The 25,931-nt window shown below is 56.4% G+C and carries 20 protein-coding genes and 1 riboswitch; of the genes, 13 read left to right on the top strand and 7 right to left on the bottom strand.

What is annotated here, in order from left to right; genetic code table 11:
- Positions 1-35: 35 nt before the first annotated feature.
- Positions 36-2,231, bottom strand: a complete 2,196-nt coding sequence (gene priA / locus E0E17_RS06485) for a primosomal protein N' (RefSeq protein ID WP_130835474.1) — start codon at positions 2,229-2,231, stop codon at positions 36-38.
- Between the two features lie 221 nt (positions 2,232-2,452).
- On the opposite strand from priA, the gene rpmE reads away from it, so the two are divergent.
- On the top strand, positions 2,453-2,668 hold the full coding sequence (gene rpmE, locus E0E17_RS06480) for a 50S ribosomal protein L31 (protein ID WP_130832637.1): 216 nt from the start codon (positions 2,453-2,455) through the stop codon (positions 2,666-2,668).
- A gap of 81 nt (positions 2,669-2,749) precedes the next feature.
- Here the strand turns inward: rpmE and metJ are convergent, their stop codons facing one another.
- Entirely contained in the window at positions 2,750-3,067 is a 318-nt protein-coding gene (gene metJ / locus E0E17_RS06475; RefSeq protein ID WP_130832635.1) for a met regulon transcriptional regulator MetJ, read from the bottom strand.
- 267 nt (positions 3,068-3,334) lie between these two features.
- On the opposite strand from metJ, the gene metB reads away from it, so the two are divergent.
- The 3 genes from metB (at position 3,335) to metF (ending at position 8,048) form a co-directional block, all read left to right on the top strand.
- Positions 3,335-4,495: a cystathionine gamma-synthase gene (gene metB / locus E0E17_RS06470; protein WP_130832633.1), complete on the top strand. Its 1,161-nt coding sequence runs from the start codon at positions 3,335-3,337 to the stop codon at positions 4,493-4,495.
- A gap of 2 nt (positions 4,496-4,497) precedes the next feature.
- Positions 4,498-6,933: a bifunctional aspartate kinase/homoserine dehydrogenase II gene (locus tag E0E17_RS06465; protein ID WP_130832631.1), complete on the top strand. Its 2,436-nt coding sequence runs from the start codon at positions 4,498-4,500 to the stop codon at positions 6,931-6,933.
- Between the two features lie 212 nt (positions 6,934-7,145).
- Complete coding sequence (gene metF / locus E0E17_RS06460) at positions 7,146-8,048, top strand: methylenetetrahydrofolate reductase (protein WP_130832629.1); 903 nt, start codon at positions 7,146-7,148, stop codon at positions 8,046-8,048.
- A gap of 69 nt (positions 8,049-8,117) precedes the next feature.
- Here the strand turns inward: metF and ppc are convergent, their stop codons facing one another.
- Positions 8,118-10,769, bottom strand: coding sequence for a phosphoenolpyruvate carboxylase (gene ppc, locus E0E17_RS06455; RefSeq protein WP_130832627.1), 2,652 nt, complete (start codon positions 10,767-10,769; stop codon positions 8,118-8,120).
- A gap of 246 nt (positions 10,770-11,015) precedes the next feature.
- Positions 11,016-12,164, bottom strand: a complete 1,149-nt coding sequence (argE, locus tag E0E17_RS06450) for an acetylornithine deacetylase (RefSeq protein WP_130832625.1) — start codon at positions 12,162-12,164, stop codon at positions 11,016-11,018.
- A gap of 168 nt (positions 12,165-12,332) precedes the next feature.
- Here argE and argC point away from each other — a divergent pair, with 168 nt between their 5' ends.
- The 4 genes from argC to argH all read left to right on the top strand — a co-directional run bounded on the left by argC (position 12,333) and on the right by argH (position 16,839).
- A complete protein-coding gene (gene argC / locus E0E17_RS06445; protein ID WP_130832623.1) occupies positions 12,333-13,337 on the top strand; it encodes an N-acetyl-gamma-glutamyl-phosphate reductase in 1,005 nt (334 codons plus the stop codon).
- Positions 13,338-13,355: 18 nt separating this feature from the next.
- Entirely contained in the window at positions 13,356-14,132 is a 777-nt protein-coding gene (argB, locus tag E0E17_RS06440; RefSeq protein ID WP_130832621.1) for an acetylglutamate kinase, read from the top strand.
- A gap of 24 nt (positions 14,133-14,156) precedes the next feature.
- Positions 14,157-15,374 carry an argininosuccinate synthase gene (locus tag E0E17_RS06435; protein ID WP_130832618.1) on the top strand — a complete coding sequence of 406 codons (1,218 nt, stop codon included), beginning with the start codon at positions 14,157-14,159 and terminating at the stop codon, positions 15,372-15,374.
- A gap of 88 nt (positions 15,375-15,462) precedes the next feature.
- Entirely contained in the window at positions 15,463-16,839 is a 1,377-nt protein-coding gene (gene argH / locus E0E17_RS06430; RefSeq protein WP_130832616.1) for an argininosuccinate lyase, read from the top strand.
- A 105-nt stretch (positions 16,840-16,944) separates the two neighbouring features.
- Here argH and E0E17_RS06425 read toward each other — a convergent pair whose 3' ends face one another.
- A complete protein-coding gene (locus tag E0E17_RS06425; protein WP_130832614.1) occupies positions 16,945-17,679 on the bottom strand; it encodes a glutathione peroxidase in 735 nt (244 codons plus the stop codon).
- Positions 17,680-17,806: 127 nt separating this feature from the next.
- On the opposite strand from E0E17_RS06425, the gene oxyR reads away from it, so the two are divergent.
- Positions 17,807-18,724 carry a DNA-binding transcriptional regulator OxyR gene (gene oxyR, locus E0E17_RS06420; RefSeq protein ID WP_130832612.1) on the top strand — a complete coding sequence of 306 codons (918 nt, stop codon included), beginning with the start codon at positions 17,807-17,809 and terminating at the stop codon, positions 18,722-18,724.
- Here oxyR and sthA read toward each other — a convergent pair.
- Positions 18,707-20,107 (bottom strand): Si-specific NAD(P)(+) transhydrogenase, encoded by a 1,401-nt coding sequence (gene sthA / locus E0E17_RS06415; protein ID WP_130832610.1) that lies wholly within the window; start codon positions 20,105-20,107, stop codon positions 18,707-18,709. The genes oxyR and sthA overlap by 18 nt on opposite strands.
- A 191-nt stretch (positions 20,108-20,298) precedes the next feature.
- Here sthA and fabR point away from each other — a divergent pair, with 191 nt between their 5' ends.
- Positions 20,299-20,943, top strand: a complete 645-nt coding sequence (gene fabR, locus E0E17_RS06410) for an HTH-type transcriptional repressor FabR (RefSeq protein WP_130835473.1) — start codon at positions 20,299-20,301, stop codon at positions 20,941-20,943.
- Between the two features lie 18 nt (positions 20,944-20,961).
- On the top strand, positions 20,962-21,321 hold the full coding sequence (locus E0E17_RS06405; protein ID WP_130832608.1) for a YijD family membrane protein: 360 nt from the start codon (positions 20,962-20,964) through the stop codon (positions 21,319-21,321).
- Between the two features lie 49 nt (positions 21,322-21,370).
- Here the strand turns inward: E0E17_RS06405 and trmA are convergent, their stop codons facing one another.
- A complete protein-coding gene (trmA, locus tag E0E17_RS06400) occupies positions 21,371-22,474 on the bottom strand; it encodes a tRNA (uridine(54)-C5)-methyltransferase TrmA (protein ID WP_130832606.1) in 1,104 nt (367 codons plus the stop codon).
- 110 nt (positions 22,475-22,584) lie between these two features.
- Positions 22,585-22,767, top strand: a riboswitch (cobalamin riboswitch).
- 67 nt (positions 22,768-22,834) lie between these two features.
- Between trmA and btuB the strand changes: the two genes are divergently transcribed.
- Both btuB and murI read left to right on the top strand, forming a co-directional pair.
- On the top strand, positions 22,835-24,706 hold the full coding sequence (gene btuB / locus E0E17_RS06395) for a TonB-dependent vitamin B12 receptor BtuB (protein ID WP_130832604.1): 1,872 nt from the start codon (positions 22,835-22,837) through the stop codon (positions 24,704-24,706).
- Entirely contained in the window at positions 24,651-25,502 is an 852-nt protein-coding gene (gene murI / locus E0E17_RS06390; protein WP_130832602.1) for a glutamate racemase, read from the top strand. The genes btuB and murI overlap by 56 nt, the downstream gene beginning before the upstream one ends.
- The last annotated feature ends 429 nt before the right edge of the window (positions 25,503-25,931 follow it).

Raw genomic sequence — 25,931 nt, 5'->3', positions numbered from 1 at the left:
ACTTTTTTCGATCCGGCTCGCAGAACCGCAGCGACTTAGCTTTCCGCAGGATCGATATCCAGCGTCCATTTCACTTTACGCGCGGCAGGCAGGGTAGTGACCAGAGGCAATGAGCTGCTGAGTAACTGCTGCAAACGCTTACGGGAAGGATGCTGCAGCAGCAGCTGCCAGCGCCAGCGACCGCTGCGCTTCGCCAGCAGCGCAGGCACCGGCCCCATGATCCACAGGGAAGCGTCTTTCAGCGGGCTGGCTTCCAGCAAGTTACGCAACTGCTGTAAAAACTCCGCGGCCTGACGGTTATCATTATCTTCCGCCCGGAACAGGGCATGGCTGGTCCAGGGCGGCAGGAAAACGGACTGACGCTCCAGCAGGGTCTGCTGCGCGAAGGCGAAATAGCCCTGATGCAGCAGAGTCTGCAGCAGAGGATGCTCCGGGTGGTGGGTTTGCAGCAGCACTTCCCCCTGTTTTCCGGCTCGTCCGGCGCGCCCGGCTACCTGGGTATAGAGCTGCGCGAATCGCTCTGCCGCGCGAAAATCGGCTGAGAACAGCGCGCCGTCGACATCCAGCAGCGCCACCAGCGTCACATCCGGAAAATGATGGCCTTTCGCCAGCATCTGGGTGCCTACCAGAATACGCGCGCCGCCGCGATGAACCGCGGCCAGATGCTCTTCCAGCGCCCCTTTGCGGCTGGTGGTGTCGCGGTCGATGCGCGATATCGGCACGTCAGGGAACAGCGTGCTGAGGTGCTGCTCCAGCTGCTCAGTGCCAATGCCGACCGGCAGCAGATGCGTGGAGCCGCACTGCGGGCATTGGTTCGGCACCGGTCGCTGGCTGTCGCAATGGTGGCAACGCAGCTGGCGCTGATGCTGATGCAGGGTGTAATAGTGTTCGCAGCGCTGACACTCAGCGATCCAGCCACAGTCATGGCAGAGCAGTGCCGGTGAATAGCCCCGGCGGTTGAGAAACAGCAGCACCTGATTATCGGCCTGCAGATGCTGGCGTATTTTACCGATCAACGCAGGTGCCAGACCGCCGGTCAGCTGGACGCCTTTCAGATCGATCAGCTGCTGCAGCGCCGGTTTGGCGTTACCGGCGCGTTTATGCAGATTGAGCTGGCGATATTTGCCGCTCTGGACATTGTGCAACGTCTCCAGCGCGGGCGTCGCTGAGCCCATCACGATGGGGATATTCTCCTCACGCGCGCGAAATACCGCCAGATCGCGCGCCTGATAGCGCCATCCTTCCTGCTGTTTGTAGGAGGTGTCATGCTCTTCATCGATGATAATCACGCCGGGACGAGCCAGCGGCGTGAACAGGGCTGAGCGGGTACCGATAATAATGGCGGTTTCGCCCTTACGCGCCCGCAGCCAGACGGCAAGACGCTCGCTGTCGTTAAGCCCGGAGTGCAGCACATCAACAGGAGCGTGGAAACGTTCCCGGAAGCGGGCGATAGTTTGCGGCGTCAGGCCAATTTCCGGCACCAGCACCAGCGCCTGTTTGCCGCGCGCCAGGACATTTTCCAGCACGCTCAGATAGACTTCGGTTTTACCCGACCCGGTAATCCCGGCCAGCAGCCAGGCGGCAAACTGCTCATCCTCGCTGCGGATTGCGCCCACTGCCATCGCCTGATCGGTATTCAGCCGCAGCCGCTCACCTTTCTCGGCGTAGCTGGTGCGCCAGTCCTGCGCCTGAGGGGTGTGTTCGCGTAACGTGCACAGCCCTTTGGCGCGCAGTGCCTGCAGTGTGGCATCGGTCAGGTCATACTCCGCCACTTTATGGCGATACAGCGGCTGCTGACGCAGCGCCGCCAGCGCCTGCTGCTGTTTGGGCGCGCGCTTCAGACTCTCAGGGGCTGTTTCCCGGCCCTGGTCGGTGATGATCCATTGCCAGAGCGGGGCTTCCTGCGCAGGCTTGCCCTGACGCAGCAGCACCGGCAGCGCATGCATCAGCACTTCGCCCAGCGGAGAGTGATAGTAGCCCGCAGCCCAGTTAAGAATGCGCCACAGCGACGGGGGAAACAGCGACTGGGTATCCAGCACCTCAGCGACCTGTTTCAACTGCGCCTCTGGCAGATCACTGCTGTCGCGCAGGCCCACCACAATGCCGATCATTTTACGGTTGCCAAAGGGCACGCTCACGCGCCCGCCAGGCACAGGCTGCACGCCCGCAGGCGGCAGATAGTCAAACAGGCGAGGAAGCGGAACGGGTAAAGCAACCTGAACTACGGGCATGGCGATCTCTATCCGGCTCAATGATAAGGAGAAGTAGTGTACATGCTGAAAGCGTGGGCGGGTATCCCGGTAAATATTTGCCAAAGGCGCTCATTTTCTGTATAGTATGCCGCCTTTGATGAGTAACTGCTCGTCAAAATCCACCATAATGTCTAACCACGTGTGGTACCGTGCGGGTTCGCCTGGTACGGAGAGCGACACGGCCTTTTGTGAGGTTTTCCATGAAACAAGGTATTCATCCGAAATACGAAGCAGTGACCATCACCTGTACTTGCGGTAACGTGATCAAAACCCGTTCTACTATGGGTCGCGATATGAACCTGGACGTTTGTGGTCAGTGCCACCCGTTTTACACTGGTAAGCAGCGTGAAGTTGCCACCGGTGGCCGTGTTGACCGCTTTAACAAGCGTTTCAGCGTGCCGGGCAGCAAAAAATAAGAATTACCCCGCGGTCGACTCCTGGCGATTCGGCTGCAAGAAAAAACCCAGCTTCGGCTGGGTTTTTTTGTTTCTGGCATTTCAATATTCCCAGCTGTCGGGATCGATGCCCATGTCGCGCATGATCTTTTTCGCTTCTTCCGGGATTTCATCACTGCGCTCTTTGCGCAGATCCACATCATCCGGCAGAGGCTGGCCGGTGAAAGCATGCAAAAATGCTTCGCACAGCAGTTCGCTGTTGGTCGCGTGTCGCAAGTTATTGACCTGACGGCGGGTACGTTCATCCGTTAAAATTTTCAAAACTTTCAATGGAATGGAAACCGTAATTTTCTTAACCTGCTCGCTCTTTTTACCGTGCTCAGCATAAGGGCTGATATATTCGCCGTTCCATTCAGCCATGAGTTACCTTAATTAATAAAAGTGAAATAGGGAGATCCGCTGATTATGCCCGATTTTTCGGTGCCTGACCCGGTAGAAGCCGGTTTTTGTGCGTCGACACGTCCGAAAACAACGTGAAAGAACAGGCAATAAGGAATAATTTTAGCGGGAATTGGCTTTCTGCTCAATCTATACGCAAAGACATTTAGATGTCCAGATGTATTGACGTCTAAAATGGGGGTGCTATCCTGTGCTTCCTTATTTCCATCTTCAGGAACAATAAGCATCATGACGCGTAAACAGGCAACTATCGCCGTTCGTAGCGGTTTGAATGATGACGAGCAATATGGCTGCGTTGTCCCTCCGATTCATCTCTCCAGCACCTATAACTTCCCGGACTTTAATCAGCCGCGTGCCCATGACTACTCCCGGCGTGGTAATCCCACCCGTGATGTGGTGCAGCGTGCGCTGGCGGAACTGGAAGGTGGTGCCGGTGCGGTATTAACCAATAGCGGGATGTCGGCAATCCATCTGGTGACAACAGTGTTCCTGAAGCCCGGCGATCTGCTGGTGGCACCGCACGACTGCTACGGCGGCAGCTACCGACTGTTTGACAGCCTGAGCAAACGCGGCGCTTATCGCGTGAAGTTCGTCGATCAGGGCGACAGCGCTGCCTTACAGGCGGCCCTGGCGGAAAAGCCGAAGGTGGTTCTGATCGAAAGCCCGAGTAACCCGCTGCTGCGCGTAGTGGATATCGCCGCCATCTGTCAGGCGGCGCGCGCGGCAGGCGCGCTGAGCGTCGTGGATAATACCTTCCTTAGCCCCGCCTTGCAGAATCCGCTGGCGCTGGGGGCCGATCTGGTGCTTCACTCCTGCACCAAATATCTCAACGGCCACTCAGACGTAGTCGCCGGTGCGGTGATTGCGAAAGACGCCGCGCTGGCGAGCGATCTGGCCTGGTGGGCAAATAATATCGGCGTGACCGGCGCTGCATTTGACAGCTATCTGCTGCTGCGCGGCCTGCGCACGCTGGCGCCGCGTATGGCCGCTGCGCAGCGTAACGCTCAGGCGATTGTGGATTACCTGCAACAGCAGCCGCTGGTGAAAAAGCTTTATCACCCCTCGCTGCCGGAAAACGCAGGCCACGCCCATGCGGTACGTCAACAACGCGGCTTCGGCGCGATGTTAAGCTTCGAGCTGGATGGCGATGAGACCTGCCTGCGTCGTTTCCTGAAGGCGCTTGAGCTTTTCACCCTGGCCGAATCGCTGGGTGGCGTTGAGAGTTTAATTTCTCACACCGCCACCATGACCCATGCGGGCATGTCTGCAGAAGCGCGCGCCGCCGCGGGAATTTCTGAGACGCTACTCCGCATCTCAGTAGGTATTGAAGATCACGAAGATTTAATCGCCGATCTGGATAACGCATTCCGGATCGCTGTCGAGGGTTAAGCATGACGATTTCAGCAGGCGCAGGAACGCCAAACATAAAGCAGTTGCATAAATTTGGTGGCAGCAGTCTGGCGGACGCCCGCTGTTTTCAGCGCGTCGCCAGCATTATGGCGGATTACAGCCAGCCGGGCGATTTGATGGTGGTTTCCGCCGCCGGCAGCACCACTAACCAGCTGATCAGCTGGCTGAAGCTCAGCCAGAGCGACCGCTTATCGGCGCACCAGGTGCAACAGACCTTGCGCCGTTACCAGAGTGAACTGATTGGTGCACTGTTACCTGCTGAAATTGCCGAGCCGCTGGTAGCGGCTTTCATTCATGATCTGGAGAGACTGGCCGCTCTGCTGGATGGCAAAATCACCGATGCGGTGTATGCCGAAGTGGTGGGGCATGGCGAAGTCTGGTCAGCGCGTCTGATGGCCGCGCTGCTGAGCCAGCGTGATATTGAGGCCTGCTGGCTCGACGCGCGCGATTTTCTGCGTGCCGAACGCGCGGCGCAGCCCCAGGTGGATGAAGGGAAATCCTGGCCGCTGCTGCAGGCGTTGCTGGCGCAGCATCCGCACAAACGCATTGTGGTCACCGGGTTTATCTGTCGCAACGACGCCGGAGAAACTGTGCTGCTGGGCCGTAACGGCTCTGACTACTCAGCAACGCAGATCGGTGCGCTGGCGGGGGTAGGGCGCGTCACCATCTGGAGCGACGTGGCGGGCGTCTACAGTGCCGATCCGCGCAAAGTATCCGATGCCTGTCTGCTGCCGCTGTTGCGTCTGGATGAGGCGAGCGAGCTGGCACGTTTGGCCGCCCCGGTGCTGCATGCGCGTACGCTGCAGCCGGTTTCCGGCAGCGATATCGATCTGCAACTGCGCTGCAGCTATCAGCCAGAGCAGGGATCCACGCGTATTGAGCGCGTACTGGCGTCAGGCACCGGCGCCCGTATCGTGACCAGCCATGATGACGTCTGCCTGGTTGAGATCCAGATACCGGATCGCCATAATTTTGCCAGCCTGCAGAAAGAGATTGATCTGCTGCTGAAGCGTGCGCAGCTGCGTCCGCTCGCCCTTGGCGTACATCCTGATCGCCAGTTGCTGCAGCTCTGCTATACCTCGGAAGTGGTTAACAGCGCCTTCAGCCTGCTGCAGGATGCCGGGCTGCCCGGACACCTGCAGCTGCGTGACGGCCTGGCGCTGGTCGCGCTGGTGGGCGCGGGTGTGACGCGCAATCCGCTGCACAGCCACCGTTTCTGGCAGCAGATTAACGATCAACCGGTGGAGTTTGTCTGGCAGTCGGAAGATCACATCAGCCTCGTGGCGGTGTTGCGTCGCGGGCCAACGCAGCATCTGATTCAGGGGCTGCACCAGTCGCTGTTTCGCGCCGAGAAACGCATCGGGCTGATGCTGTTTGGCAAAGGCAACATTGGCTCGCGCTGGCTGGAGCTGTTTGCCCGCGAGCAGGAGACGCTGTCAGCGCGTACCGGTTTTGAATTTGTGCTGGCCGGCGTCGCGGTGAGTCGGCGTAGCCTGCTGAGCTATGACGGCCTGGATGCCAGCCGTACGCTTGCCTTTTTCGATGATGAGGCGGTTGAGCGCGACGAAGAGTCGCTGTTTCTCTGGATGCGCGCTCATCCGTTTGACGATCTGGTGGTGCTCGACGTCACGGCAAGCGAGCCGCTGGCAAATCAGTATCTCGATTTTGCCAGCCACGGCTTTCATGTTATCAGCGCCAATAAAGTTGCCGGCGCTTCCGCCAGCTATCTCTGGCGTCAGATCCGCGACGCGTTCGCCAAAACCGGCCGTCACTGGCTGTACAATGCCACCGTCGGCGCGGGTCTGCCCATCAACCATACGGTGCGCGATCTGCGCGACAGCGGCGATACTATTCTCGCCATCAGCGGCATTTTTTCCGGCACGCTCTCCTGGCTCTTCCTGCAGTTCGACGGCACGGTGCCTTTTACCGAACTGGTGGATCAGGCGTGGCAGCAGGGCTTAACGGAACCGGATCCACGCGTGGACCTCTCCGGTCAGGATGTGAAGCGCAAGCTGGTGATTCTGGCGCGTGAAGCGGGCTACGACATCGAGCCGGATCAGGTGCGCGTGGAGTCTCTGGTGCCCGAGAGCTGCAAAGCGGAATCCATTGACCATTTCTTTGAAAATGGCGATGAGCTTAATGAGCAGATGTTGCAACGTCTGGAGGCCGCCCGCGAAATGGGGCTGGTGCTGCGTTATGTGGCGCGTTTTGATGCCAACGGCAAAGCGCGCGTCGGTGTTGAGGCGGTGCGGCCAGAACATCCGCTGGCATCTCTGCTGCCGTGCGATAACGTGTTTGCGATTGAAAGTCGCTGGTACCGGGATAACCCGCTGGTGATCCGCGGGCCAGGCGCCGGGCGCGATGTGACTGCTGGCGCTATCCAGTCCGATCTTAACCGCCTCGCGCAATTGCTGTAATCTTTCTCTGGCAGGGCGCTACGGTTTCCTGCCTTCTTCTGCACTTCCCCTGCAACATGAATGTTTTTCAAGCTTCCTGAAGATTTGTCATACCTGCAAATCATTTTTCTGTTGACGCTACGCCGCGGATCGGTCATTTTGAGCATCTGGACGTCTAAACGTATGGATGTTCGTAGTCATAAACCACAGATGCGATCGACAGAGGTAACAGGATGAGTTTCTTTCATGCCAATCAGCGCGAAGCGCTGAACCAAAGCCTGGCTGAGCTGAACGGGCAAATTAATGTCTCTTTTGAGTTCTTTCCGCCCCGTACCAGTGAAATGGAAGAGACGCTGTGGAACTCCATCGATCGGCTCAGCAACCTGAAGCCGAAGTTTGTTTCCGTGACCTATGGCGCCAACTCCGGCGAGCGTGACCGTACCCACAGCATTATCAAAGGCATTAAGGATCGCACCGGCCTGGAAGCGGCGCCGCATCTGACCTGTGTTGACGCCACGCGCGACGAGCTGCGCACCATCGCGCAAGACTACTGGAACAACGGCATCCGCCATATTGTCGCGTTGCGTGGCGATCTGCCGCCGGGCGGCGGCAAGCCGGAGATGTATGCGTCGGATCTGGTGTCGTTGCTGAAAGAAGTGGGCGATTTTGATATTTCAGTGGCGGCTTATCCGGAAGTACACCCGGAAGCGAAAAGCGCCCAGGCTGATTTGATCAATCTGAAACGCAAAATCGACGCCGGCGCTAACCGCGCGATTACGCAGTTTTTCTTTGATGTGGAAAGCTATCTGCGTTTCCGTGACCGCTGCGTTGCCACGGGCATCGATGTGGAAATCGTGCCGGGCATTCTGCCAGTATCGAACTTTAAGCAGCTACAGCGCTTTGCGACCATGACCAATGTGCGTGTGCCTAACTGGATGAACGCCATGTTTGCCGGACTGGATGATGATGCCGAAACGCGCAAAATGGTGGGAGCGAATATCGCGATGGATATGGTGAAAATTCTGTCGCGGGAAGGGGTAAAGGATTTCCATTTCTATACGCTGAACCGCGCCGAAATGAGCTATGCGATTTGTCATACGCTGGGCGTGCGTCCGGTGCCGGTAGCAGCGGCCTGATCGCTCAGGCCATATTCCTCTTTCGATTGCCCATCAGGTCAGGCATTGCCTGACCTGATCGTCTTCGTGTTAGCCGGTATTACGCATCCCCGCTGCGACACCCGCAATGGTCACCATCAACGCCTGCTCTACCCGGGCATCCACCGACTCTTCACGCGCTTCCTGTGCACGGGCGCGATGCAGCAGCTCCGCCTGCAGGACGTTCAGTGGATCGGTATAGACGTTACGCAGCGCGATTGATTCGGCAATCCACGGCTGATCCGCCATCAGATGCGCATCGTTGGCGATAGTCAGTACCGCTTTAATGTCGCTCTCCAGCTGATCACGCAGTTTTTTACCCAACGGCCAGAGCGTCTTATCGACCAGACGTTGATCATAATATTCCGCCAGCCAGAGATCGGCTTTGGCAAATACCATTTCCAGCATGCCGAGACGGGTAGAGAAGAACGGCCAGTCACGGCACATCGCTTCCAGTTGATCCCGGTGACCATCGTCCATCGCTTTTTGCAGCGCGGCACCAGCACCCAGCCAGGCGGGCAGCATCAGACGGTTCTGCGTCCAGGCAAAGATCCAGGGAATAGCGCGCAGCGATTCCACTCCGCCGGTCGGACGGCGTTTCGCCGGACGTGAACCCAGCGGCAGTTTGCCCAGCTCCTGCTCAGGAGTCGCAGAACGGAAATAGGGCACAAAGTCAGGGTTTTCGCGCACGTAGCCGCGGTACATGGCGCAGGAGACTTCCGAGAGCTGGTCCATGATGTTACGCCACTCTCTCTTCGGCTCCGGCGGCGGCAGCAGGTTCGCTTCCAGAATGGCGCCGGTATAGAGCGACAGACTGGCGATAGTGACTTCCGGCAGGCCGTATTTGAAGCGAATCATCTCTCCCTGCTCGGTGACGCGCAGGCCGCCTTTCAGGCTGCCCGGCGGCTGAGAGAGCAGGGCCGCGTGCGCAGGCGCGCCGCCACGACCAATGGTGCCGCCGCGACCATGGAACAGGGTCAGGGCAATGCCCGCTTTTTCACAGGTTTTGATCAGGGCGTCCTGCGCCTGATATTGCGCCCAACTGGCGGCCATCACGCCGGCATCTTTCGCCGAGTCGGAGTAGCCAATCATCACCATCTGTTTGCCCTGAATAAAGCCGCGATACCAGTCGATGTTGAGCAGCTGGCTCATCACGTCATTGGCGTTGTTCAGGTCATCCAGGGTTTCAAACAGCGGCGCAACCGGCATGGCATACTGAATGCCTGCCTCTTTCAGCAGCAGATGCACTGCCAGTACGTCCGACGGCGTTTTCGCCATGGAGATAACGTAGGCGGCAATCGAGCCGACAGGCGCTTCTGCCGCCACGCGACAAGTTTCCAGCACTTCCCGCGTCTCTTCGCTCGGCTCCCACTGACGCGGCAGTAGCGGGCGTTTTGAATTCAGTTCGCGGATCAGGAAGGCCTGCTTATCAGCTTCTGACCAGCTTTCATAATCTCCCAGGCCCAGATAGCGGGTAACTTCCGCAATCGCCTCGGTATGGCGCGTGCTCTCCTGGCGGATATCGATACGTACCAGCGGCACGCCAAAGCATTTCACGCGCCGCAGGGTATCGAGCAGCTGACCATTCGCGATAATGCCCATGCCGCACTGCTGCAGGGACTGATAGATAGCGAACAGTGGACCCCAGAGTTGATCGTTCGAGATCAGCAGATCGTCAGGGCGCGGCAGGCGCTCGCCCTTCAGGCGCATCTCCAGATAAGACTGGGTATTCATCAACTGGCTGCGCAGGCGTTTCAGGATAACGCGATAGGGCTCCAGCGCTTCCGGTTCGCCACACAGAGCGCGGACTTCGTCATTACACTCCGCCATAGAGAGTTCAGAAATCAGCGTACTGATGTCGCGCAGGAACAGATCGGCGGCTTTCCAGCGGCTCAGCTGCAGCGCATGGCGGGTAATTTTCGCGGTCACGTTCGGGTTGCCGTCGCGGTCGCCGCCCATCCAGGACGTAAACTGTACCGGCACAAAATCGACGGGCAGAGTGAGGCCAAAGGTCTCTTCCACCTGCTCGTTCAGCTCGCGCAGGAAAGCCGGCACGCCTTCCCACAGGCTGTTTTCGACCACGGCAAAGCCCCATTTGGCCTCATCGATCGGCGTGGGGCGATATTTACGAATTTCATCGGTGTGCCAGGCTTGCGCGACCAGCTGGCGCAGACGGCGCATAATCTGGTTGCGCTCATAATCGGAAATATCGCTGTGGTCCAGCTGCTTCAGGCAGCTGTTCACTTCCACCAGCTTGTGGATCAGGGTGCGGCGGGTGATTTCTGTCGGGTGGGCCGTAAGCACCAGTTCCAGCGACAGCGACTCAATAGCCTGACGAATTGCACTTTCATTCAGATCAGTCTGCTGTTTCAGGCGCTCAAAGGTCTTTTTCAGCAGTTCGGGGTGGTTTGCGCCCTCGCTGTGGTGCGAGATGGTCTGATACTGTTCTGCCACGTTGGTCAGGTTTAGAAACTGGCTGAAGGCACGAGCCACCGGCAGTAGTTCATCATTCGACAGGTTTTGCAGAGTGGAGAGCAATTCCTTACGATCGGCGTCATTTCCAGCACGGGATGACTTAGAGAGTTTGCGGATGGTCTCCACCCGATCAAGGATGTTCTCTCCCAGTGCATCCTTTATCGTATCCCCGAGCAGCTTGCCGAGCATACTGACATTACTTCGCATAGCGGAATATTGTTCGTTCATTTGACCCTGACACCCTTATCGTATCTGTAACTTTTTTACACCCCACGGGCATAACGTCGTCTTTTATCTAGCCACGTAACCTTTCATTCGTCAATTAGCATCAAATAACGGCATCATGCCGCTAAGTGGCTGGAATTTATGGAAATAAATTACAAAGGAGTGAGATAAGTTATTCTTATCGCTAAACTCCGAACAATGAAGGGGCATTTTGCCGTTTTTGCAGCGCAATGCCCCATTCATTGCTTATCAGTGGCAAAAATGCCGCACAAGCTGCGTGATAAGCGCATGAGTTGGCTTGATAAATGCCATATCAATAAACTCATCTGGCTGATGCGCCTGATTAATCGAGCCCGGGCCCAGGACCAGCGTTGGGCAGAGGGTCTGAATAAAAGGGGCCTCGGTGCAGTAGTTCACTACTTCAGTCGGCGTGCCGAGCAGTTTCTCTACCACCTGTACCAGTTCATGATCCGCCGGACACTCGTAGCCAGGGATAGGCGGATGCAGCTCGCCGACCGTCAGACGGCCTGGCCAGCGCGCACTGACCGGCGCCAGGGCTTCATTCAGCAGTCCGTCGAGATCGCTGAGCGTCAGACCCGGCAGCGGACGAATATCCATATGCAATTCACAGCAGGCGCAGATGCGGTTCGGGGAGTCGCCGCCATGGATGTGGCCGAAGTTCATGGTCGGATAAGGAATGGCGAAGCCGTCATGGCGATAGCGCTCTTTCAGCGTATTGCGCAGCTGCATCAGATGACCAATAGCGTCATGCATCAGTTCAATGGCGTTCACGCCGCGTGACGGATCGCTGGAGTGCCCGGACTGGCCCTGAATACGAATCGCGTGAGAAAGGTGGCCTTTATGCGCGCGCACCGGTTTCAGCGAGGTCGGCTCGCCAATGATGGCGCAGTCGGGGCGCAGGGTGCTGGTTTCAGAAAAATATTTCGCACCCGCCATGGTGGTCTCTTCATCGGCGGTTGCCAGGATATAGAGCGGCTTTTTCAGCGTTTTGACATCCACATCGCGCAGGGTGTCGAGAATAAAGGCGAAGAAGCCTTTCATGTCAGCAGTGCCCAGCCCGTAGAGCTTGTTGTCGTGCTCGGTCAGGGTAAAGGGATCACGCGTCCAGCGCCCGTCATCGAACGGCACGGTATCGGTATGCCCGGCCAACAGCAGACCGCCGCTACCACTGCCGGTGCGCGCCAGCATATTGTATTTATTGCGCGTACCGGGTACCGGCTGCACTTCCACATCAAAGCCAAGATCGCGGAACCAGCCGGCAAGTAAACTGATTAAAGTTTCATTGCTTTGATCGAGGCTGATGTCACCGGCGCTGACGGAAGGGGCTGCGATCAGCTGGCGGTAGAGTTCGATAAAAGGCGGTAATTTTGTCTTCACTGTTGACGGTCCTTGAGTTAGGATGTATCAATATTCATGCATTAATAGTGAATAAAAATACATTAACGGCGTTAGCATGGAAACCAGAAAGTGTGTGCAAACGCTACTGTGGGCAACGGGGCAAGGCCGCGACCCGGAACGAGTGACTGTAAAAAGGTATACAGCCTGATGTTGAATACGCTGATTGTGGGTGCCAGTGGTTACGCTGGTGTAGAGCTTGCTACTTACCTGAATCGCCATCCGCATATGAACATAACCGCATTAGCGGTTTCAGCGCAAAGCCCGGATGCGGGAAAATTACTTTCCGATTTGCATCCGCAGCTGAAAGGTATTGTCGATCTGCCGCTTGAGCCGTTAAGCGATGCTGCGGCCTGGGCTGACAAAGTCGATGTGGTGTTTCTCGCTACCGCCCACGAAGTGAGCCACAAACTGGCGCCAGCGTTTCTGCAGGCGGGCTGCGTGGTGTTTGACCTCTCAGGCGCTTTCCGGGTTAACGACGCGGATTTTTACCCTGAGTATTACGGCTTTACCCACCAGCACAGCGACTGGCTGGATAAAGCGGTGTATGGCCTGGCGGAATGGCAGCATGAGGCGATCCGCGAAGCGCAGCTGATCGCCGTGCCGGGCTGTTATCCCACCGCTTCGCAGCTGGCGCTGAAGCCGCTGATCGCTGCGGGCCTGCTGAATGAGGCGCAGTGGCCGGTGATCAACGCCACCAGCGGCGTGAGCGGGGCGGGACGTAAAGCCAGTCTCGGCAACAGCTTCTGTGAAGTCAGCCTGCAGCCGTACGGTATTTTTAATCATCGTCATCAGCCAGAAATTGCCCGTCATCTCGGCGTGCCGGTGATTTTTACCCCGCACCTTGGCAACTTTGCCCGCGGCATCCTGGCGACCATTACCTGTCGCCTGAAAACGGGCGTCAGCCGTGACGATGTGGCCGAAGCCTTCCACAACGCTTACCAGGATAAACCGCTGGTGCGTCTGTATGACAACGGCGTACCGGCGCTGAAAAGCGTGGTAGGCCTGCCGTTTTGCGATATCGGTTTTGCCGTGCAGGGCGAACATCTGATTATCGTGGCTGCGGAAGATAACCTGTTGAAAGGGGCCTCTTCGCAGGCGGTGCAGTGTTTAAATATTCGTTTCGGCTTCCCCGAAACGCAGTCACTTATTTAACAGGCAGGTGTGCTGATCATGACCAATCCATTAATTATCAAGCTGGGCGGGGTGTTACTGGACAGCGAAGAGGCGCTGGCCCGGTTGTTTGATGCGCTGCTGGCTTACCGTTCCGCACATCGGCGTCCGCTGGTGATTGTGCATGGCGGAGGCTGCCTGGTGGATGAGCTGATGAAAAAGCTGGCGCTGCCGGTGCAGAAAAAAAACGGTCTGCGCGTGACGCCTGCCGATCAGATTGACATTATTACCGGTGCGCTGGCTGGCACGGCGAACAAGACACTGCTGGCATGGGCCAAAAAACAGGGTATTCAGGCGGTGGGTCTCTGCCTGGCTGATGGCGGTATGGTAAATGTCGAACAGTTCGATGAGCAGCTGGGGCATGTCGGCCACGCGACGCCGGGCTCGCCTGCGCTGCTGAATACGCTGCTGGCGGCGGGTTATATGCCGGTGGTCAGCTCTATCGGCATCACCGACGCGGGTGAATTAATGAATGTAAATGCCGACCAGGCGGCGACCGCGCTGGCCGCGACCCTGGGGGCCGATCTGGTGCTGCTTTCCGATGTAAGCGGTATTCTGGATGGTAAAGGCCAGCGCATTGAAGAGATGACGGCGGAGAAAGCCGAGCAGCTGATCGCGCAGGGCATTATTACCGACGGCATGATTGTGAAGGTCAATGCGGCGCTGGATGCCGCACGCGCGCTGGGCCGTCCCGTGGATATCGCCAGCTGGCGTCATGCGGAACAGCTGCCCAATCTGTTTAACGGTGTGTCCATTGGCACCCGGATTCTCGCTTAACGATACTGATTCAAGGATTACGAAATGCAAACGCAAGGCATTAAAAAAATCGTCCTGGCTTACTCCGGTGGTCTCGACACCTCGGCCATTATTCCATGGCTGAAAGAGAACTATGGCGGCTGTGAAGTGGTCGCGTTCGTGGCGGATATCGGTCAGGAGCGTAGCGATCTGGAAGGCGTTGAGAAAAAAGCGCTGCAGTCCGGCGCCTCCGAATGCCATGTTGTCGATCTGCGCGAAGAGTTTATCCGTGATTACGTTTACCCGGTACTGCAGACCGGTGCGCTCTATGAAGGCACCTATTTGCTGGGCACCTCTATGGCGCGTCCGATTATCGCCAAAGCGCAGGTTGAGCTGGCGCTGAAAGTGGGCGCTGACGCGCTCTGCCATGGCGCAACCGGTAAAGGTAACGATCAGGTGCGTTTCGAAACCACCTACACCGCGCTGGCACCGCAGCTGAAAGTGGTCGCGCCCTGGCGTGAGTGGAACCTGCGTTCGCGTGAAGCGCTGCTCGCCTATCTGAAAGAGCGCAACATCCCGACCACCGCGTCACTGGAGAAAATCTACAGCCGTGACGAGAACGCCTGGCATATCTCTACCGAAGGCGGCGTACTGGAAAGTCCGTGGAACGCCCCGAACAAAGATTGCTGGGTCTGGACCGTGGATCCGCAGGAAGCCCCGGATCAGCCGGAAAACGTCACCATTACCGTGGAAAAAGGCTGCGTAGTGGCGGTGAATGGCGAAGCGCTGAGCCCGTTCCAGTGCCTGGAAAAACTAAACGTCCTGGGGGCGAAACATGGCGTAGGCCGTATCGATATCGTTGAGAACCGTCTGGTTGGTATCAAATCGCGCGGCTGTTATGAAACCCCTGGCGGCACCATCATGGTGAATGCGCTGCGTGCCGTAGAGCAGCTGGTTCTCGATCGCGACAGCTTCAAATGGCGTCAGCAGCTGGGTCAGGAAATGTCCTATGTGGTTTACGACGGTCGCTGGTTTGCGCCGCTGCGTAAATCGATCCAGGCGGCAGCCGCGTCTCTGGCAGAAGAGGTGAACGGCGAAGTCGTGGTACAGCTGTATAAAGGCCAGGCAACGGCAATTCAGAAAAAATCGTCCAATAGCCTCTATTCCGAAGAGTTCGCCACCTTTGGCGAAGATGAAGTCTACGACCACAGCCATGCAGGCGGCTTCATTCGACTCTTCTCGCTTTCGTCACGCATTCGTGCGCTGAACGAGCAGAAAAAATAGTTTGTACGACGAGCGCGACTTGTCCTGGTAATAATGTCGGGGCGGCTTCCAGGCCGCCCCAGTTGTAATGATTAGAGGGAGCATGCTCATGGCACTTTGGGGTGGACGGTTTACCCAGGCTGCAGATCAGCGTTTCAAACAGTTTAATGACTCGCTGCGCTTCGATTATCGTCTGGCGGAGCAGGATATTATTGGCTCAGTCGCCTGGTCCAAAGCGCTGGTGACGGTCAACGTGCTTACTGCCGAAGAACAGCAGCAGCTGGAAGCGGCGCTGAACACGTTGCTTGATGAGGTGCGTACCGATCCGGTCCGCATTCTGCAAAGCGATGCGGAAGATATCCACAGTTGGGTGGAAAGCCAGCTGATCGAGAAAGTGGGTGCGCTGGGTAAAAAACTGCATACCGGTCGTAGCCGTAACGATCAGGTCGCAACTGACCTGAAACTCTGGTGCAAAATGCAGGTAGAGGCGCTGTTGAGCGCTACGCGCCAGCTACAGCAGGCGCTGGTCGCCACGGCAGAAGCGAACCAGGATGCGGTGATGCCGGGCTATACCCATTTGCAGCGTGCACAACCGGTCACCTTTGCTCACTGGTGTCTGGCCTATGTCGAGATGCTGGCGCGCGATGAGAGCCGTCTGCAGGATACCCTGAAGCGCCTGGACGTCAGTCCGCTGGGCTGCGGCGCGCTGGCCGGGACCGCCTATGCCATTGACCGCGAGCAGCTGGCTGGCTGGCTGGGCTTCGCCTCCGCGACCCGCAACAGCCTGGACAGTGTCTCCGACCGCGATCACGTGCTGGAGTTGCTCTCCGATGCCGCTATCGGCATGGTGCATCTGTCGCGTTTTGCCGAAGATCTGATCTTCTTTAATACCGGCGAAGCGGGTTTTGTTGAGCTGTCAGACAAAGTCACCTCCGGTTCGTCACTGATGCCGCAGAAGAAAAACCCCGATGCGCTGGAGCTGATCCGCGGTAAGTGTGGCCGCGTGCAGGGTGCGCTCACTGGCATGATGATGACGCTGAAAGGGCTGCCGCTCGCCTATAACAAAGATATGCAGGAAGACAAAGAAGGGCTGTTTGACGCGCTCGATACCTGGCTTGACTGCCTGCATATGTCCGTACTGGTGCTGGAAGGTATTCAGGTGAAGCGCCCGCGCTGCCAGGAAGCGGCTGAACAGGGCTATGCGAATGCCACCGAACTGGCCGATTATCTGGTCGCGAAAGGGGTACCGTTCCGCGAAGCGCACCATATCGTGGGTGAAGCGGTGGTCGAGGCGATCAAGCAGGGCGTGGCGCTGGAAGCTTTAGCGCTGGCAGATCTGCAGAAATTCAGCAGTGTGATTAGCGACGATGTCTATCCGATGCTGGCATTGCAATCCTGTCTGCAGCAGCGCAGTGCCAAAGGTGGGGTGTCGCCCCGGCAGGTCGCGCTGGCGATCGACGCGGCAAAACAACGTCTGGATAACTGATAAAAAAAGAGCGGGCAATGATTGCCCGCTAACCTCTAGCTTCAGAATGGTTTTTTTATAGGCACATTATCAAAGGGCCAGCATCCGGCTGACACAGTGATGCTTTTACGCTGAAAACAGATACTGTTTCAGGTCATCGGCGTCGCCGATATGGCGTCCACCAATAAAGACTTGCGGCACAGTGGCTCGGCCTGAGACGGCGCGCAAACTGACTGTCGTCGCATCCTGTCCCAGCACAATCTCTTCGAACGCAATTCCACGCTCGCGCAGCAACTGTTTCGCCTGGGCACAGAACGGGCAACCCGGTTTGGTGAATACCGACACTGATTCCTGCACCTTAAATTCGGGGGCCAGATAGCGCAACATGGTGTCAGCGTCGGAAACCTCAAACGGGTCGCCCGGTTTTCTGGGCTCAATAAACATTTTTTCAATCACGCCGTTGCACACCAGCATGGAGTAGCGCCATGAGCGCGGCCCCAGGCCCGGATGGCTGTTCTCCACCAGCATATTCATGCCGCGGGTAAAGTCGCCGTTACCATCAGGAATAAAAGTAATATGTTCAGCACGCTGATCGGCTTTCCAGGCATTCATTACAAATGCATCATTCACCGAAACGCACAAAATGCTGTCGATACCCTGCTGTACGAAAACATTGTACAGCTCGTTATAGCGCGGCAGATGGCTGGATGAGCAGGTTGGCGTAAAGGCTCCCGGCAATGAAAAGACAATGACGGTTTTATCTTTAAACAACTCATCAGTCGTTACGTCTACCCAGCGATCGTTCTGACGGGTATGAAAGGTGACCTGAGGAACAGCGTTACCTTCCTGACTAGCAAACATCTCACTTCCTTTATGGGTGGTCCGATATGATTCATTGCGTGCATTATTCTCTGCGCCGCTTGATAGGGCTAATCGTTCATTGCTATTCTATTTATCGCCACGGGCTATCGTGGTACGGAGGATAACAATGAACATTCGTGATCTGGAGTACCTGGTTTCGTTAGCGGAGCATCGCCATTTTCGGCGCGCCGCCGATGCCTGTCATGTCAGCCAACCCACACTGAGCGGACAAATACGCAAGCTGGAAGATGAACTGGGCGTGATGTTGCTGGAGCGAACCAGCCGTAAAGTACTTTTCACGCAGGCGGGTCTGCTGCTGGTCGATCAGGCGCGCACCGTGTTGCGTGAAGTGAAAGTTCTGAAAGAGATGGCGAGTCAGCAGGGTGAGGCGATGTCAGGACCACTGCATATTGGCCTGATTCCCACCACCGGGCCTTACCTGCTCCCGCATATTATTCCTATGCTGCATCAAACCTTTCCCAAGCTGGAAATGTATCTGCATGAAGCGCAGACCCAGCAGTTGCTGGCGCAGCTCGACAGCGGCAAGCTGGATTGTGCGATTCTGGCGCTGGTGAAAGAGAGCGAGGCTTTTATTGAAGTGCCGCTGTTTGATGAGCCGATGATGCTGGCGGTCTATGAAGATCATCCCTGGCACGATCGTGACCGCGTGCCAATGTCCGATCTGGCCGGTGAAAAACTGTTGATGCTGGAAGACGGGCACTGCCTGCGCGATCAGGCGATGGGCTTTTGCTTTGAAGCCGGGGCGGATGAAGATACCCATTTTCGTGCCACCAGTCTGGAAACGCTGCGCAATATGGTGGCGGCAGGCAGCGGTATTACGTTACTGCCGGCGCTCTCGGTGCCGCAGGAGCGCGTCCGCGATGGCGTCTGCTATCTGCCTTGTTATAAGCCCGTGCCCCAGCGCACTATCGCCCTGGTTTATCGTCCGGGCTCACCGCTGCGCAGCCGTTATGAACAGCTGGCAGAGGCAATTCGTTCACACATGCAGTCCCGGATGACCCAGTCGTTAAAAAAGGCGATTTAAGCCGTTTAACGCTGCCACGCGGTAGGCTTCCGCCATGGTAGGATAGTTAAAGGTGGTATTCACAAAATACTCGATTGTGTTGCCACCGTTTTTCTGTTCCATGATCGCCTGACCGATATGAATGATTTCTGCGGCACGCTCACCGAAGCAGTGAATACCGAGAATCTCTTTGGTTTCGCGGTGGAACAGAATCTTCAGGCTACCCACGTTCATGCCGACAATCTGCGCCCGCGCCAGATGTTTGAACTGGGCGCGACCCACTTCATACGGCACTTTCATCGCCGTCAGCTGCTGCTCGGTTTTACCCACGGAACTGATTTCCGGAATGGTATAGATGCCCGTCGGGATATCTTCGATCAGATGCGCCGTCGCTTCGCCCCGCATAATGGCCTGCGCTGCAATACGTCCCTGATCGTAGGCGGCTGACGCCAGGCTCGGATAGCCGATCACATCGCCCACCGCGTAAATATGCGGCTGTGCGGTCTGGTACATGCTGTTCACTTTTAACAAGCCGCGTCCGTCAGCTTCCAGGCCAACATTTTCCAGCGCCAGAGAATCGGTGTTACCGGTACGGCCGTTAGCATAGAGCAAACAGTCCGCCTTGACCTTTTTGCCCGATTTCAGGTGCATAATCACGCCATCATCCACACCTTCAATCTTTTCAAACTCTTCGTTGTGACGGATCACCACGCCGTTGTTCCAGAAGTGGTAAGAGAGAGAATCTGACATCTCTTGATCAAGGAAGGCCAGCAGGCGATCGCGGGTGTTAATCAGGTCAACCTTGACGTTCAGCCCACGGAAAATGGAGGCGTACTCACAGCCGATCACCCCGGCGCCATAAATAATGACGTGGCCCGGCTCATGATGCAGGTTGAGTATGGAGTCGGAGTCATAGATACGGGGATGGGTAAAATCGACGTCTGCCGGGTGGTAAGGGCGGGAGCCGCAAGCGATGACAAATTTTTCTGCGGTCAGGCGCTCATGCGACCCGTCATGCAGTTCAATCTCCAGGGTATGGGTATCAACAAAACGCGCATTCCCCTCATACAGTTCGCAACGGTTACGCTCGTAGAAGCCCTGGCGCATCGCGGTCTGCGTGCTGATAACGTTCTCGGTATGGTTCAGAATGTCAGCGAAGGAGGAGCGCAGGAGACGGGTATGATCACTGTAAAGCGGGTTCTGGTTAAATTCGATAATACGGCTGACGGCGTGGCGCAGGGCTTTTGAGGGAATGGTACCCCAGTGGGTACAGCCGCCGCCGACATTATGGTAGCGTTCGATCACGGCGACGCGCGCTCCCTGCTTCACCAGCCCCATCGCTGCGCCTTCACCGCCCGGGCCGGAGCCAATAACAATGGCATCGTAATCGTAAGACTTTTGCATACCGGTAGGTCCTATTTTTAAACATTTTAACAACGGGATTCTAACATCTCCTTGCTCACTTCTGAATTCTAACAGCGAATTTAGCCGGGGTTTGGCAAAGCGTGAGGTTAACAAGCGATCACAAAGTTTGCTCATCTGTACGCTGAAAAGTTTGTTATAGTGCCTGCCGGGATGGTTAAAAGGTAGAAATGATGGGCGTCAGAGCGCAACAAAAAGAACGTACACGACGTTCGCTGATCGAAGCGGCATTCAGCCAGCTGAGCGCAGAACGCAGCTTCGCCAGCCTGAGTCTGCGTGAAGTGGCACGCGAAGCGGGTATCGCGCCGACCTCGTTCTATCGCCACTTCAAAGATGTCGATGAGCTTGGCCTGACCATGGTTGATGAGAGCGGGCTGATGTTGCGTCAGCTGATGCGCCAGGCGCGCCAGCGTATCGCTAAAGGCGGCAGCATTATCAAAACCTCGGTGTCGACCTTTATGGAGTTTATTGGTAACAATCCCAACGCTTTTCGTCTCCTGTTACGTGAACGTTCCGGCACCTCGGCAGCTTTTCGTGCCGCGGTTGCGCGAGAAATTCAGCATTTTATCGCTGAGCTTGCGGATTATCTGGAGGTGGAAAACCGTATGCCGCGCAGCTTTACCGAGGCGCAGGCAGAAGCGATGGTGACTATCGTCTTCAGCGCAGGTGCCGAGGCGCTGGATGTCGATGCTGAACAACGCCGTAAGCTGGAAGATCGTCTGGTGCTGCAACTGCGGATGATCGCCAAAGGCGCGTATTACTGGTATCGCCGGGAGCAAGAGCGTCTGGCGGTGGCCCTGGACAAAACTGACGAGTAGACTGATAAGGATAATGACATGACAGAACAACCCTCTCGCGATAAAGGCACGCTGTTACTGGCTTTTATTACCGGTCTGGCCATTAACGGCTCATTTTCCGTGCTGTTTAACGCCTTTGTGCCTTTTTCTATCTTTCCGCTGATTGCGCTGGGACTGGCCGCCTGGTGCCTGCATCAGCGTTACCTGAATCGCAATATGCCGGAAGGCATGCCTTCGCTGGCGGCGGCGTTCTTCCTGCTGGGGATTCTGGTCTACAGCTCTATCGTGCGTGCTGAATATCCCGATATCGGCTCTAACTTTATCCCGACGATCCTGATGGTTTGCCTGGTGTTCTGGATTGCCACGCGCTTCAAACGTGGCAAGAAAAACCACGGCTGAACCGTCGCAGGCAAGAAAAAGGGAACCCTCAGGGTTCCCTTTTTCATTTTCAGGACCTGCGCGTCAGCAGCACGCCGCACTCCATATGATGGGTGTAAGGGAACTGATCGAACAGCGCCAGCCGGGTAACCTCATGGGTAAGGGAGAGCTGCTGCAGGTTGTCGCACAACGTCTGCGGGTTGCAGGAGATATACAGGATACGCGGATAGGCCTGCACCATCTTCACCGTCTCCTCATCCAGCCCACTACGTGGCGGATCGACAAAAATGGTTTCGCAGTCATATTCCGTCAGATCGATACCCTGCAGACGGTTAAAGGTGCGCACGCCATTAATGGCCTGGGTGAACTCTTCTGCTGCCATACGAATTATCTGCACGTTCTCGATCTGGTTGGCCACAATATTGTATTGCGCCGCCGCCACGGAGGGTTTGGCGATTTCAGTGGCCAGCACGCGGCGGAAATTACGCGCCAGCGCGAGGGAGAAGTTACCGTTGCCGCAGTAAAGCTCCAGCAGATCGCCACGGGAATCCCGGGTGACATCCAGCGCCCACTCCAGCATCTGAATGTTCATCGCAGCATTCGGCTGGGTAAAACTGTTTTCCACCTGACGGTAGATCATCTCCCGGCCCGCAACCGGCAAGCGCTCGTCAATATAGTCGCGATCGAGGCATATCTTGGTTTTTGTCGCGCGGCCAATCAGCTGCACCTCAATCCCTTCCTGGCGCAGCGCATCGCGCAGAACGCTTGCCGCCTGCTGCCAGGCAGCATCCAGCTTGCGGTGATAAAGCAGCGAGATAATGATTTGATTGCTGAGCGTAGAGAGATAATCGATCTGAAACAGCTTGTGGCGCAGGACAGTGTTGTCGCGGATCGCTGCGATCATTTTCGGCATGAGCAAATTGATCAATTCACTGGCAGCCGGAAATTGATCGACGCGTATCCGCTGACGCGTCTGCTGATCAAAAATGATGTGATAGAGATCGTCGCCGTCGTGCCAGAGACGGAACTCTGCCCGCATGCGGTAATGGCTCACCGGTGAGCGAAACACCTCTACGGCGGGCGCGGCAAAGGGCGTCATCATCGTTTCCAGACGGCTGACTTTTTCCGCCAGTTGCGCGTCGTACTCTTCAATCGGGAGGTGTTCGGGTGTCATTATCGATCCTGTTAAAAGCGGGCTTGCCGGGCGATTGTAGGCATTCGTCTTGCGATGTCCAGCCCCGGCGTAAGAAGATGGCCGGAAGTCTGGATTTCTGGCCATCTTACCCGTAGACTGCGCCAGCCGGTCTCAGCATGAGTGAATAGGGAATCCAGTGTAAATCTGGAGCTGACGCGCAGCGGTAACGAACATCGTGGTGATTGCATATGCAGACACTGTCCGTAAGGATGGGAAGTCTTCATCACTTATGGTTCCCAGCCCGAAGACCTGCCGGTGTGTCGTCGCAATCTGTACGATCATCGCGTACTATCGATCGTATGCCTGCGGCATCCTGCTTTAGCCTTTGGATGCTTAAAAATGATGAAAACAAAAGCTTCGCTGTGCGCCTTCAGTGCAACGGCGATCTCCCTCTGGGCGCAAACCAGTGTCGCGCAGCAGAGTCATGATCCTCTCGTCGTTACCGCTAACCGCTTTGCCCAGCCCGTCTCCTCGGTACTGGCGCCCACCACCGTTGTGACCCGTGCAGAGATTGATCGCTGGCAGGCCAAAAGCCTGACGGATGTGATGCGTCGTTTACCGGGCGTCGATGTGGCGCAAAGCGGCGGCCTCGGTCAACAGAGTTCGCTCTTTATTCGCGGCACCAACTCCAGCCACGTGTTGGTTCTGATTGATGGCGTGCGGCTGAATCAGGCCGGCATTACCGGCTCTTCCGATCTCAGTCAGATTCCGCTGACGCTGGTTCAGCGTATTGAGTATGTACGCGGTGCGCGTTCTGCCGTTTACGGTTCCGATGCGGTGGGCGGGGTGATTAATATTATTACGGGCCGTGACCAGCCAGGTACGACGCTGACCGCAGGCGCAGGATCGCATAGCTATCAATCGTATGACGCAACGACCCGGCAGTTACTGAACGATGCCACAACGCTGACGCTGGCCGGCAATTACACCTATACCAAAGCGTATGATGTGGTCGCCGGGCTGCCTGACGCCTATGGCGCGGCAGCACAGCCGGACCGTGATGGCTTTATGAGTAAAACGCTCTATGGCGCGCTGGAACATCAGTTCAGCGATAGCTTCAGCGGTTTCGTACGCGGCTACGGCTTTGAAAACCGCACGGATTACGATGGTTCTCCCACCTGGATAGCACCCAATACTTTTGTTGATACGCGCCAGCTTTACAGTCAGACCTGGGATGGCGGCGTGCGCTTCAGTCAGGATATCTACTCAACGCAGCTGGTAGCCAGCTACAGCCACAGCAAAGATTACAACTACAGTCCGGCATTTGGTCGTTACGGCAGCGCCGCCACCCTGGATGATACGCAGCAATACAATCTGCAGTGGGGTAATACCGTGCAGCTGGGGCAGGGCGCGCTAAGCGCCGGCGTTGACTGGCAAAAACAGTCCTCGGAACCGGGCACCGGTTATGTTACCGATGGCCACGAGCAGCGTAACACAGGTATTTATGCCACGGTGCAGCAGCAGCTGGGACAGTTGACATTAGAAGGCGCCGTGCGCGGTGACGATAATGATGAGTTCGGCTGGCATCAGACCTGGCAAACCAGCGCAGCCTGGGAGCTTATTGCCGGTTATCGTGTTTTCGCTTCCTATGGCACCGCCTTCAAGGCACCCAATCTCGGCCAGCTGTACAGCGATTATTATGGCAACCGCAATCTCAATCCGGAAAAGAGTAAGCAGTGGGAAGGGGGCTTCGAAGGGTTAACCGGGCCGGTTAACTGGCGCGTCTCGGGCTATCGTAATGATATTGACGGGTTGATTGACAGCGATCCTGTCACCTGGCGCTATTACAATATTAATAAAGCGCGTATTAAAGGCGTGGAAGCCACCGCATCCTTCGATACCGGCCCGCTCAGTCATCAGCTCTCTTACGATTATGTCGACGCCCGTGATGGTGAAACCGATCAGGTGCTGCTGCGTCGGGCAAAGCAACAGGTGAAATATCAACTCGACTGGACGCTCTATGATATCGACTGGGCTGTCAGCTGGCATTATCTGGGCGAGCGCTATGATAATGACTACAGCACAGGCGTGGCCCGGCGCGTGAAGTTTGGCGGCGTGAGTTTATGGGACCTTGCTCTCGCTTATCCGGTCACCTCCCACCTTACTGTTCGTGGTAGAATAGCCAACCTGTTCGATAAAGATTACGAGACAGTCTATGGCTATCAAACTCCAGGGCGGGAATATTACCTCAGCGGCAGCTACAGCTTCTAACCTGCGACCCACCGTGCTGGTATTTGACTCCGGCGTCGGTGGGCTCTCCGTCTATGATGAGATCCGGCAGCTGTTGCCGGAGCTACACTATCTTTACGCCTTCGATAATGCCGGTTTCCCCTACGGGGAAAAGAGCGAAGAGTATATCGTTGAGCGCGTCGTGGCGGTGGTTGACGCTATTACTCAACAGCATCCGCTGGCGCTGGTGGTGATCGCCTGTAACACCGCCAGCACTGTTTCTCTGCCCGCTTTACGCGCCCGTTTCGCGTTTCCCGTGGTCGGCGTCGTGCCGGCAATCAAGCCCGCCGCACGGCTGACGCGCAACGGCATTGTCGGCTTGCTGGCGACACGCGCGACCGTACGTCGCTCCTATACGCAGGAACTGATTACCCAGTTCGCCCGCGAGTGTCGTATCAATATGCTGGGTTCTTCAGAACTGGTCGAGCTGGCAGAGAGGAAATTGCATGGGGAAAAGATAGATAAAGAAGAAGTCCGGCGCATCGTACAGCCCTGGTTGCGGCTGCCCGAACCGCCCGATACGGTAGTGCTCGGCTGCACCCACTTCCCGTTACTGCGTGAAGAGTTGCAGCAAGTCTTGCCGGAAGGGACGCGCCTGATTGATTCCGGTGCAGCTATCGCCAGAAGAACTGTCTGGTTGCTGGAACATGAATCACCCGATGCTAAATCAGCAGAAGAAAATGTCGCTTTCTGCACGGCAATGGACAGCGATGCTGAGCAATTAGTCGCCGTTTTACAGCGTTATGGCTTCGCAACGCTGAAAAAAGTGGCGGTTTAGCACGTCTTTGGGTAAAAAATCAGCACTCAGAAATTAATTTGAAATTAACGCTTGTCAGAGAGAATTAACCCCCTATAATGCGCCTCCACTGACACGGAACAGCGCGAAACGCAACGATGTGTCAGGGCGCAGGAAAGCGAAATAAAGGCTTGACTGGCAAAGCGGAAAGCGTAATATACGCAGCCCGCGCCACTCGATTAGTGGCACCGCTCTTTAACAATTTATCAGACAATCTGTGTGGGCACTCGCAGGATTGATATCGGAGCCTCCGGGCTTAAAAAATATCAAGTCTCAAGAGTGAGCACGTAATTCATTACGACGTTTTTCCTTGAGCATCGCTTCACGAGTTGAAGCAAATCAAGCTTTTAATTGAAGAGTTTGATCATGGCTCAGATTGAACGCTGGCGGCAGGCCTAACACATGCAAGTC

It is taken from the genome of [Erwinia] mediterraneensis (genome assembly GCF_900604315.1).
Lineage (GTDB): Bacteria > Pseudomonadota > Gammaproteobacteria > Enterobacterales > Enterobacteriaceae > Pantoea > Pantoea mediterraneensis_A.
This window is presented reverse-complemented; position numbering and strand designations above follow the sequence as displayed.

Coding starts and splice junctions, on each gene's coding strand:
- priA (WP_130835474.1), bottom strand. CDS start 2,231: ATGCCCGTAGTTCAGGTTGCTTTACCCGTTCCGCTTCCTCGCCTGTTT.
- rpmE (WP_130832637.1), top strand. CDS start 2,453: ATGAAACAAGGTATTCATCCGAAATACGAAGCAGTGACCATCACCTGT.
- metJ (WP_130832635.1), bottom strand. CDS start 3,067: ATGGCTGAATGGAACGGCGAATATATCAGCCCTTATGCTGAGCACGGT.
- metB (WP_130832633.1), top strand. CDS start 3,335: ATGACGCGTAAACAGGCAACTATCGCCGTTCGTAGCGGTTTGAATGAT.
- E0E17_RS06465 (WP_130832631.1), top strand. CDS start 4,498: ATGACGATTTCAGCAGGCGCAGGAACGCCAAACATAAAGCAGTTGCAT.
- metF (WP_130832629.1), top strand. CDS start 7,146: ATGAGTTTCTTTCATGCCAATCAGCGCGAAGCGCTGAACCAAAGCCTG.
- ppc (WP_130832627.1), bottom strand. CDS start 10,769: ATGAACGAACAATATTCCGCTATGCGAAGTAATGTCAGTATGCTCGGC.
- argC (WP_130832623.1), top strand. CDS start 12,333: ATGTTGAATACGCTGATTGTGGGTGCCAGTGGTTACGCTGGTGTAGAG.
- argB (WP_130832621.1), top strand. CDS start 13,356: ATGACCAATCCATTAATTATCAAGCTGGGCGGGGTGTTACTGGACAGC.
- E0E17_RS06435 (WP_130832618.1), top strand. CDS start 14,157: ATGCAAACGCAAGGCATTAAAAAAATCGTCCTGGCTTACTCCGGTGGT.
- argH (WP_130832616.1), top strand. CDS start 15,463: ATGGCACTTTGGGGTGGACGGTTTACCCAGGCTGCAGATCAGCGTTTC.
- E0E17_RS06425 (WP_130832614.1), bottom strand. CDS start 17,679: ATGTTTGCTAGTCAGGAAGGTAACGCTGTTCCTCAGGTCACCTTTCAT.
- oxyR (WP_130832612.1), top strand. CDS start 17,807: ATGAACATTCGTGATCTGGAGTACCTGGTTTCGTTAGCGGAGCATCGC.
- sthA (WP_130832610.1), bottom strand. CDS start 20,107: ATGCAAAAGTCTTACGATTACGATGCCATTGTTATTGGCTCCGGCCCG.
- fabR (WP_130835473.1), top strand. CDS start 20,299: ATGGGCGTCAGAGCGCAACAAAAAGAACGTACACGACGTTCGCTGATC.
- E0E17_RS06405 (WP_130832608.1), top strand. CDS start 20,962: ATGACAGAACAACCCTCTCGCGATAAAGGCACGCTGTTACTGGCTTTT.
- trmA (WP_130832606.1), bottom strand. CDS start 22,474: ATGACACCCGAACACCTCCCGATTGAAGAGTACGACGCGCAACTGGCG.
- btuB (WP_130832604.1), top strand. CDS start 22,835: ATGATGAAAACAAAAGCTTCGCTGTGCGCCTTCAGTGCAACGGCGATC.
- murI (WP_130832602.1), top strand. CDS start 24,651: ATGGCTATCAAACTCCAGGGCGGGAATATTACCTCAGCGGCAGCTACA.